The sequence below is a fragment of the Acidovorax sp. 99 genome (assembly GCF_003096455.1).
Classification (GTDB): domain Bacteria; phylum Pseudomonadota; class Gammaproteobacteria; order Burkholderiales; family Burkholderiaceae_C; genus Acidovorax; species Acidovorax delafieldii.
In genome coordinates this window covers 2563806-2577817 of sequence record NZ_QEKU01000001.1, presented here as the reverse complement: position 1 = coordinate 2577817, position 14012 = coordinate 2563806, and the positions used below count along the sequence as shown (strand labels likewise).

Annotated in this window: 18 protein-coding genes; 6 read left to right on the top strand and 12 right to left on the bottom strand. The window is 67.4% G+C overall.

The genetic code is table 11. The annotated features are described in order from the left end of the window. The first annotated feature begins 4 nt into the window (after positions 1 to 4). A complete protein-coding gene (locus tag C8C95_RS12145) occupies positions 5 to 466 on the top strand; it encodes an Lrp/AsnC family transcriptional regulator (protein WP_056059735.1) in 462 nt (153 codons plus the stop codon). A 36-nt stretch (positions 467 to 502) separates the two neighbouring features. On the opposite strand, the gene C8C95_RS12140 is transcribed toward C8C95_RS12145, so the two are convergent. From C8C95_RS12140 to phnG, 12 genes are all read right to left on the bottom strand, one after another. Continuing rightward, positions 503 to 1087, bottom strand: coding sequence for a phosphonate degradation HD-domain oxygenase (locus C8C95_RS12140; RefSeq protein WP_116748747.1), 585 nt, complete (start codon positions 1085 to 1087; stop codon positions 503 to 505). A gap of 13 nt (positions 1088 to 1100) precedes the next feature. Continuing rightward, positions 1101 to 1907 carry a phosphonate ABC transporter, permease protein PhnE gene (gene phnE / locus C8C95_RS12135; protein WP_116748746.1) on the bottom strand — a complete coding sequence of 269 codons (807 nt, stop codon included), beginning with the start codon at positions 1905 to 1907 and terminating at the stop codon, positions 1101 to 1103. 34 nt (positions 1908 to 1941) lie between these two features. Next, positions 1942 to 2889: a phosphonate ABC transporter substrate-binding protein gene (gene phnD, locus C8C95_RS12130; protein WP_056059741.1), complete on the bottom strand. Its 948-nt coding sequence runs from the start codon at positions 2887 to 2889 to the stop codon at positions 1942 to 1944. Positions 2890 to 2934: 45 nt separating this feature from the next. After that, on the bottom strand, positions 2935 to 3732 hold the full coding sequence (locus C8C95_RS12125; protein WP_116748745.1) for a phosphonate ABC transporter ATP-binding protein: 798 nt from the start codon (positions 3730 to 3732) through the stop codon (positions 2935 to 2937). A gap of 111 nt (positions 3733 to 3843) precedes the next feature. After that, on the bottom strand, positions 3844 to 4998 hold the full coding sequence (locus C8C95_RS12120; RefSeq protein ID WP_116748744.1) for an alpha-D-ribose 1-methylphosphonate 5-triphosphate diphosphatase: 1155 nt from the start codon (positions 4996 to 4998) through the stop codon (positions 3844 to 3846). Continuing rightward, positions 4995 to 5729, bottom strand: coding sequence for a phosphonate C-P lyase system protein PhnL (phnL, locus tag C8C95_RS12115; RefSeq protein ID WP_116748743.1), 735 nt, complete (start codon positions 5727 to 5729; stop codon positions 4995 to 4997). The genes C8C95_RS12120 and phnL overlap by 4 nt, the downstream gene beginning before the upstream one ends. Continuing rightward, complete coding sequence (gene phnK / locus C8C95_RS12110) at positions 5726 to 6514, bottom strand: phosphonate C-P lyase system protein PhnK (RefSeq protein ID WP_116748742.1); 789 nt, start codon at positions 6512 to 6514, stop codon at positions 5726 to 5728. Before phnK ends, phnL begins: the two co-directional genes overlap by 4 nt. Further along, a complete protein-coding gene (locus C8C95_RS12105) occupies positions 6511 to 6972 on the bottom strand; it encodes a GNAT family N-acetyltransferase (RefSeq protein ID WP_116748741.1) in 462 nt (153 codons plus the stop codon). Before C8C95_RS12105 ends, phnK begins: the two co-directional genes overlap by 4 nt. Continuing rightward, complete coding sequence (locus tag C8C95_RS12100; protein ID WP_116748740.1) at positions 6969 to 7889, bottom strand: alpha-D-ribose 1-methylphosphonate 5-phosphate C-P-lyase PhnJ; 921 nt, start codon at positions 7887 to 7889, stop codon at positions 6969 to 6971. The genes C8C95_RS12105 and C8C95_RS12100 overlap by 4 nt, the downstream gene beginning before the upstream one ends. Then, positions 7886 to 8998 carry a carbon-phosphorus lyase complex subunit PhnI gene (locus tag C8C95_RS12095; protein WP_116748739.1) on the bottom strand — a complete coding sequence of 371 codons (1113 nt, stop codon included), beginning with the start codon at positions 8996 to 8998 and terminating at the stop codon, positions 7886 to 7888. Before C8C95_RS12095 ends, C8C95_RS12100 begins: the two co-directional genes overlap by 4 nt. Before the next feature lie 2 nt (positions 8999 to 9000). Then, positions 9001 to 9642: a phosphonate C-P lyase system protein PhnH gene (phnH, locus tag C8C95_RS12090; protein ID WP_116748738.1), complete on the bottom strand. Its 642-nt coding sequence runs from the start codon at positions 9640 to 9642 to the stop codon at positions 9001 to 9003. Further along, positions 9639 to 10151, bottom strand: a complete 513-nt coding sequence (gene phnG / locus C8C95_RS12085) for a phosphonate C-P lyase system protein PhnG (protein ID WP_116748737.1) — start codon at positions 10149 to 10151, stop codon at positions 9639 to 9641. Before phnG ends, phnH begins: the two co-directional genes overlap by 4 nt. Before the next feature lie 75 nt (positions 10152 to 10226). Here phnG and phnF point away from each other — a divergent pair, with 75 nt between their 5' ends. Genes phnF through C8C95_RS12060 form a run of 5 tightly spaced genes read left to right on the top strand, consistent with a single transcriptional unit; the run spans position 10227 to position 13993 of the window. Beyond that, positions 10227 to 11009 (top strand): phosphonate metabolism transcriptional regulator PhnF, encoded by a 783-nt coding sequence (phnF, locus tag C8C95_RS12080; protein ID WP_116748736.1) that lies wholly within the window; start codon positions 10227 to 10229, stop codon positions 11007 to 11009. Between the two features lies 1 nt (position 11010). Further along, entirely contained in the window at positions 11011 to 11724 is a 714-nt protein-coding gene (locus C8C95_RS12075; protein ID WP_243415686.1) for a DUF1045 domain-containing protein, read from the top strand. Next, entirely contained in the window at positions 11721 to 12335 is a 615-nt protein-coding gene (gene phnN / locus C8C95_RS12070; protein WP_116748734.1) for a phosphonate metabolism protein/1,5-bisphosphokinase (PRPP-forming) PhnN, read from the top strand. Before C8C95_RS12075 ends, phnN begins: the two co-directional genes overlap by 4 nt. Continuing rightward, positions 12332 to 12754: an arsenate reductase (glutaredoxin) gene (arsC, locus tag C8C95_RS12065; protein WP_116748733.1), complete on the top strand. Its 423-nt coding sequence runs from the start codon at positions 12332 to 12334 to the stop codon at positions 12752 to 12754. The genes phnN and arsC overlap by 4 nt, the downstream gene beginning before the upstream one ends. 39 nt (positions 12755 to 12793) lie before the next feature. Further along, positions 12794 to 13993 carry an MFS transporter gene (locus C8C95_RS12060; RefSeq protein ID WP_116748732.1) on the top strand — a complete coding sequence of 400 codons (1200 nt, stop codon included), beginning with the start codon at positions 12794 to 12796 and terminating at the stop codon, positions 13991 to 13993. Positions 13994 to 14012: the final 19 nt, after the last annotated feature.

Sequence of the window (14012 nt, the reverse complement as noted above, 5' to 3'; positions counted from 1 at the left end):
TGACATGGACGCCAGAATTATTTCGGCACTAGGCGCCGATGGCCGACGTTCCTATGCCGATGTGGGGGCCGAGGTGGGACTGTCCACCGCCGCCGTGCACGAGCGCGTGAAGAAGCTGCTGGACAAGGGCGTGATCCGCCGCTTTTCCATCAGCGTGGACCCGGAACGCGTGGGGCTGAACTTCACCGCGTTTGTGGCGATCCGCAACGATGGCGGCGCGCACTGCCGCGACATTGCGCCGCGCCTGCGCGGTATCCCCCAGGTGGAGGAGTTGCACAGCGTGGCTGGCGAGCACGACTTCCTGGCCAAGATCCGCACCACGCACGCGCGCGGGCTGGAGGACGTGCTCTACCAGATCAAGGCGATTCCCGGCGTGGCGCGCACCACGAGCACCGTGGTCCTGAATACCGAGTTTGAAGACCGGCCGCTGGACCTGGGCTGGGTGAATGGCGACAAGGGAGGTTGACGCGCGGGGGCTGCCTCGGCTTGGTCGCGCGGCTGTTTACGCAGCCACCGGGGCGAGTTCAGCCGCAGCGGCAACCGCCGCTGGAACTGGCGCCAGCCGCTGCACCAGCGCCATGTAGTAGCCCAGCGGGGGCGTGACCAGCCCTGGCACCTTGGCATGGTCGTCATAGCGGCGCAGGCGGATGGCCTCCTGCGCAAAGGGCTGGGCCGCAAACTGCATCGCCTCTTTGGGCGTGAAGGGCCCGCCCTGCAGCACCAGGCTGTGCTGCGATGCGGGCGACAGTGTCTCCCAGTACCCCGGCTCCATGGTGCACAGGTAGCGCTTGGCATCCACATGCAGGCGGATGGGCTCCAGCACCGCGTCGGGCAGCAGGCCCCGCAAGAACGGGATGGCCATGTACTGGTGCAGGTCGTCCTGCTCGGCCGTGTCGCCGCCGGGTGCCAGCAGGTGCCCCAGGTCGTGCAGCAAGGCCGCGACGACAGTGGCCGGGGTTTCACCCGATTTTTCGGCCCACTGTGCACATTGCAGCGCATGCTCCAGCTGGCTGACCGCCTCGCGGCCGTACTGGTTCACGCCCCGCGTGACTAGCAGGTGGGCAATGTCTTCAAGGTTCAATGCCATGGTGTGCTCCTTGTCAGACCAGCGCCTTGCGGATGCGGGCCGACACTAGGTCAATCACACTCACCGTGACCACGATGATGAGCATGACCGCGCAGGTCTCGGCGTACTGGAAGCCCCGGATGATTTCCCACAGCACCACCCCAATGCCTCCGGCGCCCACCATGCCCACCACCGAGGCCGAGCGCACGTTGGCCTCGAAGCGGTACAGGGTGTACGAGATCCACAGCGGCATGACCTGCGGAATCACGCCATAGATGATTTCGTGCAGTGCGCTCGCACCGGTGGAGCGGATGCCTTCCACGGGCTGCGGGTCAATCGCCTCCACGGCTTCGGAGAACAGCTTGGCCAGGGTGCCCGAGGTGTGGATCCACAGGGCGAGGACACCTGCAAAAGGCCCCAGGCCCACGGCCACCACAAACAGCATGGCAAACACCATTTCGTTGATGGCGCGGCACGCGTCCAGCACGCGGCGCACCGGCTGGTAGATCCACCAGGGCACGATGTTGGACGAGGCCAGCAGTGCCAGCGGAACGGCGGTGACCACCGCCAGCGCCGTGCCCCACAGCGCGATCTGCAGTGTGACCAGCATCTCCTGCACATAGATCTGCCACTGCGCAAAATTGGGCGGAAAGAACTCCGCCGCATAGCTGACCATGTTGCCCGAGTCGTTCCACAGATCGAACGGGCGCATGTCGGCGCCCTTCCAGGACGCCGCCAGCAACACCAGCAGGATGCCCCACGACAGGTACCAGGCCAGGCTGCGCTTGGGCGACGAGGTGCCGGCCAATGTGGCCAGCGAGGGATTCAAAGCAGAGGACATGGAGACACCCGGGCCGCAACAAGAAACCTACGGATTACTTCAACGACGCCAGCTGCTGGTCGATCTCGGCCAGGCGGGTCTTCTTGTCAGAATCAGCCAGCGTCGCGTCGGCCTCGATCTTGTTGCGCTTGCCGAACAGGTCCAGCTGGCGGATGGGGGTGAGCTGTGCGTTCGTTGATGGCTTGAAGCCCGAGAGCTTGGAGATCTTCATCACGATCTCCTTCTCGCGCGCATCGGTCTTGGCGTAGTTGTAGAAGAAGTCGCGGATCTTGGTCTTGGTGGCCTCGGGCAAGTCCTTGCGCATCACCAGAGGGTCCAGCGGAATCAGGGGCGAGGTCCAGACGATCTTGATGTCCTTGAACTTCTCGGGCTGGCGCTCCTTGATCTTCTCCAGGTTCTCGCTGTTGTTGGTGGCCACATCCACCTGCTTGTTGGCCACGGCCAGCGCGTTGGTCTCGTGGTTGGCACTGCGCGTGATCTTGAAGTGCGTCTTCGCGTCGATCTTGTTCTGTGCAAAGGCGTAGTAGCCGGGCACCAGGAAGCCCGAGGTGGAGTTGGGGTCGCCGTTGCCAAAGCTCAGCGACTTGCCGTTCTTGAGCACGTCATCCAGGGTGGCCAGGGGGCTGTCCTTGTGCACGATGAGGTGCGAGTAGTAGCCCTGCGTGCCGTCTGCGTTCACCATCTGCGCGAAGACTTCGCCATTGGCGCGGTCCACGGCTTCCATGGCCGACTTGTTGCCCAGCCAAGCCACCTGCATCTTGTTGAAGCGCATGGCTTCGATGAGGCCTGCGTAGTCGGATGCAAAGAAGGCGTTGATCTTCAGACCGGTCTGCTTGGCCATGTCATCCAGCAGGGGCTGCCAGTCTGCCTTGAGGTTTTGCGAGGCCTCGGTCGAGATCATGCCGAAGTTGATGTCCTGGGCCAACGCGCCCGTGGTCAAACCCAGCCCGATCGTCAGGGCGGCACACAGTTTCTTGAACATGTTGAAAACTCCAGAGAAAGGAATTGAAAAGAAACAAAAGGCCGTTCAGGCGGCCTGGACCATGGCGGGCGCCCACTGTGGGACGGGTGTTGGGGCATGCACGGGTGCGGGTGGGGCACCCGCTGCATCCGCCAGAATTTCGTCGGCGTGCACGCCATACAGGCTGCGCAGCAGTGCGGGCGTGAGGGCCGCCGAGGGGCCGTCGTACACCACCTGACCGTGGTGCAAGGCCACCACGCGGGGGCAGTATTTGATGGCCACATCCACCTGGTGCAGCGACACGATGACAGTGCAGCGGTCCTCGCGGTTGATGCGGGCCAGGATGTCCATGACCTTGCGCGAGGACTCCGGGTCGAGCGACGCGATGGGCTCGTCGGCCAGCACCACCTTGGCGCCCTGCACCAGCGTGCGGGCAATGGCCGCGCGGTGGAGCGCTTCCAGCGCCAGCGCGCGCTCCTGCGGCTTGAACATGCGCAGCCAGCCGCGCCACCAGGGCGTGCGGTGCAGCAGGCCCACCAGCACGTTCATCAACACCGGCAAGCGGTCCACCAGGTTGAACTGCTGGAACACAAAGCCCACCTGCGAACGCACCTTGCGGATGTCGCTGTGGATGCGCCCGCCCTGCTGCACGCAGCGACCATCGACTTCGATCAGCGAATCGCTGGCCGCATCGGCTACCACCAGGCCCGCCACGTGGCGCAGCAGGGTGGACTTGCCCGAGCCCGAGGCACCGATCAACGCCACCATCTCGCCGCGCTGCACGGTGAGGTTGATGTCAAGCAGGGCGTGTTTGCCGTTGGCGAAATGCTTGTTCAGTTGGTGGATGTGCAGTGCGGCGGTCATGGCAGCCTCCTGGGGGTTAAGTCGTCTAGACAACCGGAGTGTGGTAGTGGGGCGTGACAGTGCTTTGACAGTTGGGAGAAGTTTGGATGTCAGGAAAGACTTGCACGCGCTCTAAAGGACGCGCTGCCCTTCGCGCCACACCCCACGCACCACGGCCTGGCGGCCGCCATCGGGCAGCTCGGCCATGTGCACCTGCACCAGGTCGGCGCGCAGGCCGGGCGCCAGCGCGCCCCGATCCAGCATGCCCGCCGCCTTGGCCGGGTTGCGGGTGACGGTGGCCACAGCCTGTGGCAGGGGCAGGATGTCGTCCTGTACCAGCCGCATCACCGCGCTCAGCAGACTGCCGGGCACATAGTCGGACGAGAGGATGTCCAAGAGCCCCCTGCGCGCCAAGTCGGCCGCCGCCACGTTGCCCGAATGCGAACCACCGCGCACCACGTTGGGCCCGCCCATCACGGTGAGCAGCCCCCGCTCATGCGCAGCCTGGGCTGCGGCCAGTGTGGTCGGGAACTCCGACATCGCGGCCCCTTCGGCATGGGCCTGCTCCACATGGGCCACCGTGGTGTCGTCGTGGCTGGCCAGCGAGATGCCGTGTGTGCGGCAGTAATCCACGAAGTACGCGCGGTGCGGCTCGGCGTACTGCGCCTGCAGCGTGGCCGCGTGCGCCACCTGACGCTCGAACTTCTCGGCGCTCCAGCCCTTCTTGCCGGTGTAGTAGGTGCGTGCCTGCTCGATGTTCTCCCACTGGCGCTGGCCTGGGGTGTGGTCCATCAGCGAAATCAGCGACAGGCGCGGGTGCCCGTGGAAGGGCTCGAACAGGTCGATGGTGTTGGGCGCAGGTAGCTCGCAGCGCACATGCAGGTGGTGGTCGGCCCGCAGCAGGTTGCGCTCGGTGCAGGTGTCGATGGTGTCGAGCACGCGGTTCCAGGCGCTGCCGCGCAGGCTGTCCACATCGGCCTCACCCACGCCCAGCGCGTCGAGCACTGTCGTGATGCCTGCGGCCGCAATCTCGGCGTCGTGCGCCAGCAGTGCGGGCATCTCGGCCCATTGCACCTTGGGTCGCGGCATCAGGTGGCGCTCGAAATTGTCGGTGTGGATTTCGACCAGCCCGGGCAGCAGGTAGTCGCCCCCCAGGTCGATACCTTGCAGGGCCGCAGTGCCCCCACTATCCAGCGACGCAATGCGCCCGCCATCCACCTGCAGGCTGCCCAAAACCACTTCGCCCGGCAGCACCATGCGGGCGTTCTTGAACACGGTCGCGGTCATGCCGATGCTCCCCGAAAGTCGCCCACATTCACGCGGCGCGTGGCCACGGCGGCGCCCACCTGCGCGTCGTGAAAAATGCCCACCAGGGCCGCCCCGCGCGCCACCGCCTCGCGGATCATGGTGATCACGGTCTCGGTGTTGGCTGCATCGAGCGATGCGGTGGGCTCGTCCAGCAACAGCAACGGCTTGGGCTTGATCATGTTGCGGGCAATGTTGATGCGCTGCTGCTCCCCGCCCGAGAAGGTGGCGGGCGGAAGGTGCCACAGCCGCTCGGGGATGCGCAGGCGGGTCAGCCACTGGCGGGCGGTATCGCGTGCGGCCTCGATGCCCGCTGGGTCGTCGCCGGCGTCTTCCGCCAGTGGCTCGGCCACCACGTCCAGCGCCGACACGCGCGGGATGACCCGCAGGAACTGGCTCACATAACCCACGGTGTCGCGCCGCAGCTGCACCAGCGCACGCGGCGTGGCCTGCGTCACATCCACCACGGCGCCATCGGCCGAGCGCACGGTGATGCTCCCTGCATTGACCCGGTAGTTGGCGTAGATCATCTTGAGCAGCGTGCTCTTGCCCATGCCCGAGGGGCCGTCCAGCACCACACATTCACCGGGCTGCACGGCCAGGTCCACCTGGGCGAGCACGGGCAGTTCGATGCCGTTCTGGTGGTGCAGGGTGAAGCGCTTGGCCACCCCTTGCATCTGGAGAATGGGCGCAATGGAAGGGGGCTGGTTCATGGCTGCAGTACCGAAGAAACGAGGAGCTGGGTGTAAGGGTGTTGCGGGTCGTCGAGTACCTGGTCGGTCAGGCCAGCCTCCACCACGCGGCCGCGTTGCATGACCACCATGCGGTGGGCCAGCAGGCGTGCCACGGCCAGGTCGTGCGTGACCACAATGGCCGCCAACTGCATCTGCCGCGTGAGCTGGCGCAGCAGGTCCAGCAGGCGCGCCTGCACCGACACATCGAGGCCCGAGGTGGGTTCGTCCATGAACACCAGGCGAGGCTGGGTGACGAGGTTGCGCGCAATCTGAAGGCGCTGGCGCATGCCGCCCGAAAACGTGTGCGGTGCATCGTCGATGCGCGCCGCGTCGATCTCCACGCGCTGCAGCCATTCGGTGGCCGTGGCGCGCAGCTTTCCGTAGTGGCGCTCGCCCAGGCCCATCAAGCGCTCGCCCACGTTGGCACCGGCGGACACATCCATGCGCAGGCCGTCCGCCGCGTTCTGGTGCACAAAGCCCCAGTCAGTGCGGGCCAGCAGACGCTGCTGCGCTTCGGTCATGGCATAGATGTCCTGCAGCTCTCCGCTGCGCTGGCGGAACTGCACCGTGCCTTCGTCCGGGGCGCTGCGTGCTGCAATGGCGTTGAGCAGCGTGGACTTGCCGGAGCCCGACTCGCCCACCACGGCGAGCACCTCGCCGGGCCACAGGTCAAAGGACGCGCCTTGCAGCGCCACGCGGTCGCCGTAGCGCTTGCTGACGTTGCGCACGCTGAGCAGCGGCGCAGAAGGTTCGGGGTGATTCATGTGAGGGTCTCGACAACAAAGCTCAGGCCATGCTGCGCAAAGCCCAGGGATTCATAGAAGGCATGCGCGCCCTTTCGGCGGGCGTTGGACGAGAGCGCGAGCTTGTAGCAGCCCGCGTCGCGCGCCTGCTGCATGGCGTGGGCCATCATCTGCCGGCCAATGCCTCGGCCCTGCTGGTCCTGTGCCACCACCACGTCTTCCACGATGGCCGAGGGCGTGCCCCGGTGCGCCAGGTTGTGCATGACGAGCAGCGCATAGGTGCCCACCACGGCGCCGGGCTGCGCGGGGTCGCAGGCCACCCACAGGCGGTAGCTGGGGTAGCGGGCGAACTGGGCCCACACGGCCTGGGCTTCTTCCAGGGTCAGCACGTCGGCCGGGCTGTCTTCAATGGCGGCATACAGCGCCAGCACGCTCTCCAGGTCTGCCTGCCGGGCTTCGCGGATGTGCACGGTGCTCATGCGGCGCCGCCTTCCACCCGCGCCGTTTCGGCCTGCTGCGCCTGGCGCTCCTGGCAGTAGTCCGAATCGGAGCAGACATGCATGCGCCCGCCCTGGTCGTCGATGATGACCTCGTCCAGAAAGCTGTCGGTGGCGCCACACAGCGCGCAGGCAGCATCCCAGCGCTGCACCTCGAACGGGTGGTCCTCAAAACCCAGGCTCTCCACCGGCGTATAGGGCGGCACGGCGTAGATGCGCTTTTCGCGGCCCGCACCAAACAGCTGCAGCGCGGGGTTCATGTGCATCTTGGGGTTGTCGAACTTGGGGATGGGCGACGGCGCCATCACATAGCGGCCGTTGACCAGCACGGGGTAGTCGTAGGTGGTGGCGATGTGGCCGTAGCGTGCGATGTCTTCGTAGAGCTTGACGTGCATGAGCCCGTACTCGGCCAGGCCGTGCAGAGTGCGCGTTTCGGTCTCGCGCGGCTCCAGGCGTTGCATGGGCTCGGGCACCGGCACCTGGTAGACGATGACCTGGCCTTCGGCCAGCGGTGTCTCGGGGATGCGGTGGCGCGTCTGGATCAGCGTGGCCTCGCGTGTGCGGGTGGTGGTCTCCACGGCCGTGGTGCGCTCGAAGAAGCGACGGATGTTGACGGCGTTGACGGTGTCATCCGATCCCTGGTCAATGACCTTGAGGCAGTCCTGCGGGCCGATGATGGACGCGGTAACCTGGATGCCGCCCGTGCCCCAGCCATAGGGCAGCGGCATTTCGCGGGAGCCAAACGGCACCTGGTAGCCGGGGATGGCCACGGCCTTCAAGATGGCGCGGCGGATCATGCGCTTGGTGCGCTCGTCCAGGTAGGCAAAGTTGAAGTGACCGTCCACCGGTGCGGCGTCGGCGGGCAGGCCCATCACGGCGGGTTCCAGGGGTGCGTTCATGCGGCATCCTCCTCAGCGGGGGTGGTGGGGTGGGCGGCAGCGGCGCGCATCTTGCGCACCAGCTCCAGCTCGGACTGAAAGTCCACGTAGTGCGGCAGCTTCAGGTGCTGCACAAAGCCCGAGGCTTCGAGGCTGTCGCTGTGGCCCAGCACAAACTCCTGCATCTGCGCGGGCGACTCCACCGGCTCACCCAGCTCATCGGCACGCAGGGCGCGGTCCACCAGGCCCATGGCCATCGCCTTGCGCTCGCTGTGGCCAAACGCCAGGCCGTAGCCGCGCGTGAACTGCGGGGGCTGGCTCTTGCTGCCCGCAAACTGATTCACCATCTCGCATTCGGTGATCTCGATATCGCCAATGTCGATGGCAAAGCCCAGCTCTTCGGGCACGATCTCCACCGCCACCGTACCCAGGCGCACCTCGCCCACAAACGGGTGCGAGTGCGAATAGCCGCGCTGCGTGGAATACGCCATGGCGAGCAGGAAGCCCTCGTCGCCCCGCGCCAGGTTTTGCAGGCGTGTGGCGCGATTGGCGGGAAAACGCAAAGGCTCGCGGGTCAGGTCCGTGGGCGCAGGGTCGCCCGGTGGGACGGGGCGGGTCTCGATCAGGCCTTCGTGATTGAGCAGGTCCACCACACGCGGCGTGGGGCTTGGCGGTGTTGCGGATGGCGCTACGGCAGTGCCCGCAGACTCCATCCCAGGGCCCTCGGCCAGCAGTTTGAAGTCCAGCAGGCGCTGTGTGTAGTCGTACGTGGGGCCCAGCACCTGGCCACCCGGCAGGTCCTTGAACGTGGCGGAAATGCGCCGGTCCAGCGCCATGCGGCTGGTGTCCAGCGGGCAGGTGGTGCCCAGGCGTGGCAGCGTAGCGCGGTAGGCGCGCAGCAAGAAAATGGCTTCCACGAGGTCGCCTGCTGCCTGCTTGATGGCAAGGGCCGCAAGCTCGGGGTCGTACACCGATCCCTCGGTCATGACGCGGTCCACCGCCAGCTTGAGCTGCTGGCGGATCTGCGCTACCGAGAGTTCGGGCTGCGAGACATCGCCCCGGCGCTGGCGGGCCAGCAACTGGTAGCTGTTGAGAATGGCGGCTTCTCCGCCTTTGACGGCTACGTACATGCTCAAGCCTCCTGAAGGGCAGTGGCGCTGCGCGTCGCCAGCGTGGTGCGAGGCAGGCCCACGATGTGGTCTGGGGTGCCCAGCAACAAGTCCACACCGCGCGGGAACATTGCGTGGTTGGCCGCCCACTGGGTCTCGAAGTCGTCGGGCAAACCATCCACCTGCAAGGCCGCCACATCCCGAATGCCGGGGCCGCGCAAGTGCCACGCATCACTCGCGTCCGTCGTGGTGACGGCGGCACGCGATACATCGACCACGCAAGTCGCTGATTGGTCGGGGTAGATGTCGGTGCCCAGGGCCAGACGGTTCAGGGCAGGCAGCGCATCACCCTGCGCCACCCACACAAAACGGGCTTGCGCGGCGTCGGCCACCACAGTGCAGCCTGTGTGAAAGCGCAGCCAGGCACCGGCATCACTGGCTGCCAGCTTGGGCGAGAGCCACAACGTGCAGTCGCTGTCGAGCAGCGCCAGCAGCACGGCAGCCGATGCGGCATGCCCCACGGCGGGAGCCTGTGCGTCGTGCTCTACCGCCACCGTAAGGCCGGGGTGCGACAGCGCCTGCAGCACGGCGCGGAAAACCGCCTGGCTGCCAAAGGCTTCATTCGAAAATCCGGCACCCAGCGATGCCAAGGGGGTCGTGCTCATTCGGTGTCCTCGTCGTTGTCGGCACCGCTCTCGCGCGCCACGGTGAAGAAGTCCACCTTGGTGCTGGCGGCACGGGCCTGGCGCTCGGCCTGGGTGGTGCGCAGGTGGGCGCGGATGGGTTCGAGCAGTTGTGCGTCCAGCACCGGTTGCCGAACAGGGTCCTGCAGCAGCGCATCGGCCAAGGCCGCCAGCTGCACCTGGCGGTGTGAGCGGCCCAGCACGTAGGCCACGCCCACAGTGGCCTCGGCGGCGTCCGATGCGTCGGCCACGCGCAGCGCGCAGCGGGTGACGGTGACCTCGCCCAGGTTGAAGCGCTCGCCCGTTCCGCCAGCGCGGCCCTGCACCATCATCAGGCCGGTCTCGGGCGCACGCAGCCAGCGCGCGGGGCGCGTGGCATGCTCGTGCAAGGCAGATTCGAGCAGCCCCAGCGGCGCCCGGGCCAGCAGCGCCATCCACTGCGCGCGGCCCAGTGGGCGGCCCGGCCCCGGGTTGTCAAAGGCTTGAAACATGGAAGTGGTACCCTGAAAGTTGTATAGACAAATTGAACAACTGGCGCCAGCTTAAAGAGCGCGCATGTAGGTTTCATGACAGCCAGCACCACCTCTCTCACGACCCCGTTGCAGGTCCCGCAAGCACCACCACTGCGCCCTGCGCGCGACAGCTTCTGGACGCGCATAGCCGCCGAGCTGGCCGAGGCCATCGGCAGCGGCGTTTATCCGCCGGGCCAGCGACTGCCCTCGGAGCACGCGCTGGCCGAGCAGTTCGGCGTGAACCGCCACACCATCCGCCGTTCGCTCGCCAGCCTGTGCAGCCAGGGGCTGGTGCGCATCACGCAGGGCAGCGGCACCTATGTGGAAGACTTTGCGGTGGACCTGGTGCTGGGCAAGCGCACGCGCCACCAGCAGGGCCTGGCACAGGCCGGTCTGCGCGGCAGCCTGGTGGTGCTGCAGGCCCAGACCACGCGCGCCACGGCGGCGCTGGCCAAGGCGCTGCAGGTGCCTGCACGCAGCCCGCTGCTGGCGCTGCGCGTGCGGGGCGACGCCGAGGGCCAGCCCCTGCACATCAGCGAGCGCTACTTTCCCCTGCCCCGCTTCGAAAACCTGGCGGCCGTGGTGCGCGAAACGGGCTCCATCACCGCAGGCTTCACCGCCCACGGCGTGGCCGACTACACGCGCCGCGAAAGCCGCATCACCGCCGAGCTGCCGAGCGCCGAAGTGGCCGCCCAGTTGCGCCAGCCCACCTCACGCCCCGTGCTGCAGGTAGAGAGCCTGAACGTGGACCTGGCAGGCACGCCCATCGAATGGGCCCGCGCCTGGTTTGCGGGCGACCGCGTGAAACTGACGATTGACCACAATGAACACGCCTGACATGCCACCTACCCACCACCGCTATGCCGTGTACTTCGCCCCCAACCCGGGCAGCCTGGGCTGGCTGGCCGGCAGCCACTGGCTGGGGCGCTGCGCTGCGTTGCTGCAGCCGCTGCAGCAGCTCGCCATTGACGGTGTGGCACCAGACGCACTGCACCGCCTGACCGCAGCGCCTCGCCGCTACGGCTGGCACGCCACGCTCAAGGCGCCGTTTGCGCTGGCGCCCGGCACCGACTGGATCACGCTGCACCAGGCCGTGCAGGAGGTGGCGCGCGGGCTGCAACCCTTTGTGCTGCCGCCGCTGCAGGTGCAACGCATCGACGACTTTCTGGCGCTGGTGCCCCCGGCGCTGCACCCCGCCAATGCGCAGATTCAGGAGACCGCCGCCACCTGCGTGACGGCGCTGCAGCCCCTGGCCGCCCCCCTGTCCGAAGCCGCCCTGGCACGCCGCCGCGCAGCCGGTCTCACCGCCCGGCAAGACGCGCTGCTGCAGCAATGGGGCTACCCGTTTGTGCTGGACGAGTTCCGATTCCACATGTCGCTCACCGGTAGCCTGGCGGAGGTAGACGCACCCACGCAGTCGCTGGTGTTCGAGGCCGCGCAGGAATTTTTCTCGGACCTGCCCATCCTGAAGTTCAACAGCCTCGCCTTGTTCGCAGAGCCCACGCCCGGCGCAGACTTTGTGCTGCTGGACCACCTGGAGATGGGCGCATGACCACCGGTCGGCTGGTCTACTGCATGGGCCCCTCGGGAGCGGGCAAGGACAGCCTGCTGGACTGGCTGCGCACGCACCTGCCCCAGCCTTGCCCCGTGCACTGGGCGCAGCGCACCATCAGCCGTGCCGCCACGTCCGGTGGCGAAGCCCATGACAGCGTTTCGCCCCAAGCGTTTGTTGCGCTGTGCAGCGAGCACGCCTTTGCCCTGCACTGGCAGGCCAATGGCCTGGGTTACGGCGTGCGGCATGCGCAACTGGCGCCGCTGACGCAGGGCCACTGGGTGCTGCTCAATGGCTCGCGCGCCTACCTGCCCGAGGCCCTGGCGCGCTTCCCGGACCTGGTGGCTGTGCACATCACTGCCAGCCCGCAGGTGCTGCGCGAACGTCTGCAGGCGCGGGGCCGCGAGACGCGCGAAGAGGTGGAGGCCCGCGTGCAGCGCGCGCTGGCCTACAGCCCGCCGCCGGGCGCGGCCAGCCTGGAGGTGCACAACGACGGAGCGCTGGGCGATGCGGGCCTGCGGCTGCTGAATGCTTTGGAAAATTTGCCGGGTTGGCCCCAGCGCAGTGGCAAACTTTCGCCCATTGTTTCCGTACTTTCCAGCACGCCATGACCGCCATCACGATTTATCACAACCCCAAGTGCGGCACGTCCCGCAACACCCTCGCCATGATCCGCAACAGCGGCGTGGAGCCCGAGGTCATCGAATACCTCAAGACCCCGTCCGACCGTGCCACGCTGGTAGCGCTGATTGCAGCGACCGGCGAGCCGGTGATCAACGCCGTGCGCACCAAGGAAGAGATCTTCACCGAGCTGCAACTGGACGCACCGGGCGTCACCGACGCGCAGCTCATCGACGCGATGCTGCAGCACCCCATCCTCATCAACCGCCCCATAGTGATCACGCCCCTGGGCACGCGGCTGTGCCGCCCGTCTGAGAAGGTGCTGGACATCCTGCCCGCACCGCAGCAAGGTGCCTTCACCAAGGAGGATGGCGAAGTCGTCATCAACGCGCAGGGCCAGCGTGTCTGATGCAACCGCACACACCCAGGCCGTAGCGCACCGCGCGGCATGAGCGCCGCCTCGCAACGCTGGACTGTGGCGCGCCTGGGCACGGCCCAGACCCTGGCCTGGGCCTCGTCCTACTACCTGCCCGCCATGCTGGCCGCGCCCATGGCGCACGACCTGGGCGTGGCTACATCCACCGTGTTCGCGGCGTTTTCGGTGGCGCTTATCGTGTCGGCGCTGCTCGGGCCTTTCGCGGGCCGGGCCATTGACCGCCACGGCGGCCGCCCGGTGCTGGTGGGCACCAACCTGTTGTTTGCAGCTGCTTTGACGGGCATGGCCTTGGCGCAAGGCCCTGTGGGCCTATTTGCCGCGTGGGTGTTGATGGGCATCGCCATGGGCTCGGGCCTGTACGAGGCCGCATTTGCCACGCTGGTACGTCTGTACGGCCAGGGCGCTCGCGGCGCCATCACCGGCATCACGCTGATTGCGGGGTTTGCCAGCACGGTGGGCTGGCCGCTGTCGGCCTGGATGGAGACGCAGTGGGGCTGGCGTGGCGCGTGTGCGGGCTGGGCGGCGCTGCACCTGCTGGTGGGCGTGCCGCTCAATGGCTGGCTGCCCCGTGCCGACACCACAAAGAAGCCGCCTCCACCTTCAACGGATGAGCCTGTGGCGGCCACCTCGGCACCGGCGGCGCCCGCCCAGTCCGCTGCCGCTCACCCCCTGCTCACCACCGTGCTGCTGTCGTTTGTGTTTGCCGTCACCTGGTTCACCAGCACCGCCATGGCGGCCCACCTGCCGCGCCTGCTGCAGGCCAGCGGTACATCGCTGCAGGCGGCAGTGGCCCTGGCCGCGCTGGTGGGCCCGGCCCAGGTGGCGGCGCGCCTGCTGGAATTTGGCTTGCTGCGCCGCCTGCACCCGCTGCTATCGGCCCAGCTGGCTGCCGCTGCACACCCTGTGGGCGCGGGCCTGCTGATGGTGCTGGGCGGGCCTGCGGCGGCGGTGTTCACCCTGCTGCATGGCGCGGGCAACGGCATCCTGACCATTGCCAAGGGCACGCTGCCGCTGGTGCTGTTTGGCCCTGCGGGCTACGGCGCGCGCCAGGGCCTGATGATGGTGCCCGCCCGTGTGGCGCAGGCGTTTGCACCGGTGCTGTTTGGCATGGCGTTAGACCACGCTGGCGCCGCCGCCCTGTGGCTCACCACACTGCTGGGCCTGGCCGCACTGGCAGCGCTGTGGCTGCTTCGGCCTGTGGCGCGGGCCTGAACGAGCTATCGCTCCGTCG

Excerpts from the sequence above, each read along its gene's own strand:
- phnK (WP_116748742.1), bottom strand. The coding sequence starts at position 6,514 with ATGAATCACCCCGAACCTTCTGCGCCGCTGCTCAGCGTGCGCAACGTC.
- C8C95_RS12120 (WP_116748744.1), bottom strand. The coding sequence starts at position 4,998 with ATGACCGCGACCGTGTTCAAGAACGCCCGCATGGTGCTGCCGGGCGAA.
- C8C95_RS12105 (WP_116748741.1), bottom strand. The coding sequence starts at position 6,972 with ATGAGCACCGTGCACATCCGCGAAGCCCGGCAGGCAGACCTGGAGAGC.
- phnE (WP_116748746.1), bottom strand. The coding sequence starts at position 1,907 with ATGTCCTCTGCTTTGAATCCCTCGCTGGCCACATTGGCCGGCACCTCG.
- C8C95_RS12145 (WP_056059735.1), top strand. The coding sequence starts at position 5 with ATGGACGCCAGAATTATTTCGGCACTAGGCGCCGATGGCCGACGTTCC.
- C8C95_RS12100 (WP_116748740.1), bottom strand. The coding sequence starts at position 7,889 with ATGAACGCACCCCTGGAACCCGCCGTGATGGGCCTGCCCGCCGACGCC.
- C8C95_RS12075 (WP_243415686.1), top strand. The coding sequence starts at position 11,011 with ATGCCACCTACCCACCACCGCTATGCCGTGTACTTCGCCCCCAACCCG.
- phnL (WP_116748743.1), bottom strand. The coding sequence starts at position 5,729 with ATGAACCAGCCCCCTTCCATTGCGCCCATTCTCCAGATGCAAGGGGTG.
- phnF (WP_116748736.1), top strand. The coding sequence starts at position 10,227 with ATGACAGCCAGCACCACCTCTCTCACGACCCCGTTGCAGGTCCCGCAA.
- C8C95_RS12095 (WP_116748739.1), bottom strand. The coding sequence starts at position 8,998 with ATGTACGTAGCCGTCAAAGGCGGAGAAGCCGCCATTCTCAACAGCTAC.
- C8C95_RS12060 (WP_116748732.1), top strand. The coding sequence starts at position 12,794 with ATGAGCGCCGCCTCGCAACGCTGGACTGTGGCGCGCCTGGGCACGGCC.
- C8C95_RS12140 (WP_116748747.1), bottom strand. The coding sequence starts at position 1,087 with ATGGCATTGAACCTTGAAGACATTGCCCACCTGCTAGTCACGCGGGGC.
- C8C95_RS12125 (WP_116748745.1), bottom strand. The coding sequence starts at position 3,732 with ATGACCGCCGCACTGCACATCCACCAACTGAACAAGCATTTCGCCAAC.
- arsC (WP_116748733.1), top strand. The coding sequence starts at position 12,332 with ATGACCGCCATCACGATTTATCACAACCCCAAGTGCGGCACGTCCCGC.
- phnN (WP_116748734.1), top strand. The coding sequence starts at position 11,721 with ATGACCACCGGTCGGCTGGTCTACTGCATGGGCCCCTCGGGAGCGGGC.
- phnD (WP_056059741.1), bottom strand. The coding sequence starts at position 2,889 with ATGTTCAAGAAACTGTGTGCCGCCCTGACGATCGGGCTGGGTTTGACC.
- phnG (WP_116748737.1), bottom strand. The coding sequence starts at position 10,151 with ATGTTTCAAGCCTTTGACAACCCGGGGCCGGGCCGCCCACTGGGCCGC.
- phnH (WP_116748738.1), bottom strand. The coding sequence starts at position 9,642 with ATGAGCACGACCCCCTTGGCATCGCTGGGTGCCGGATTTTCGAATGAA.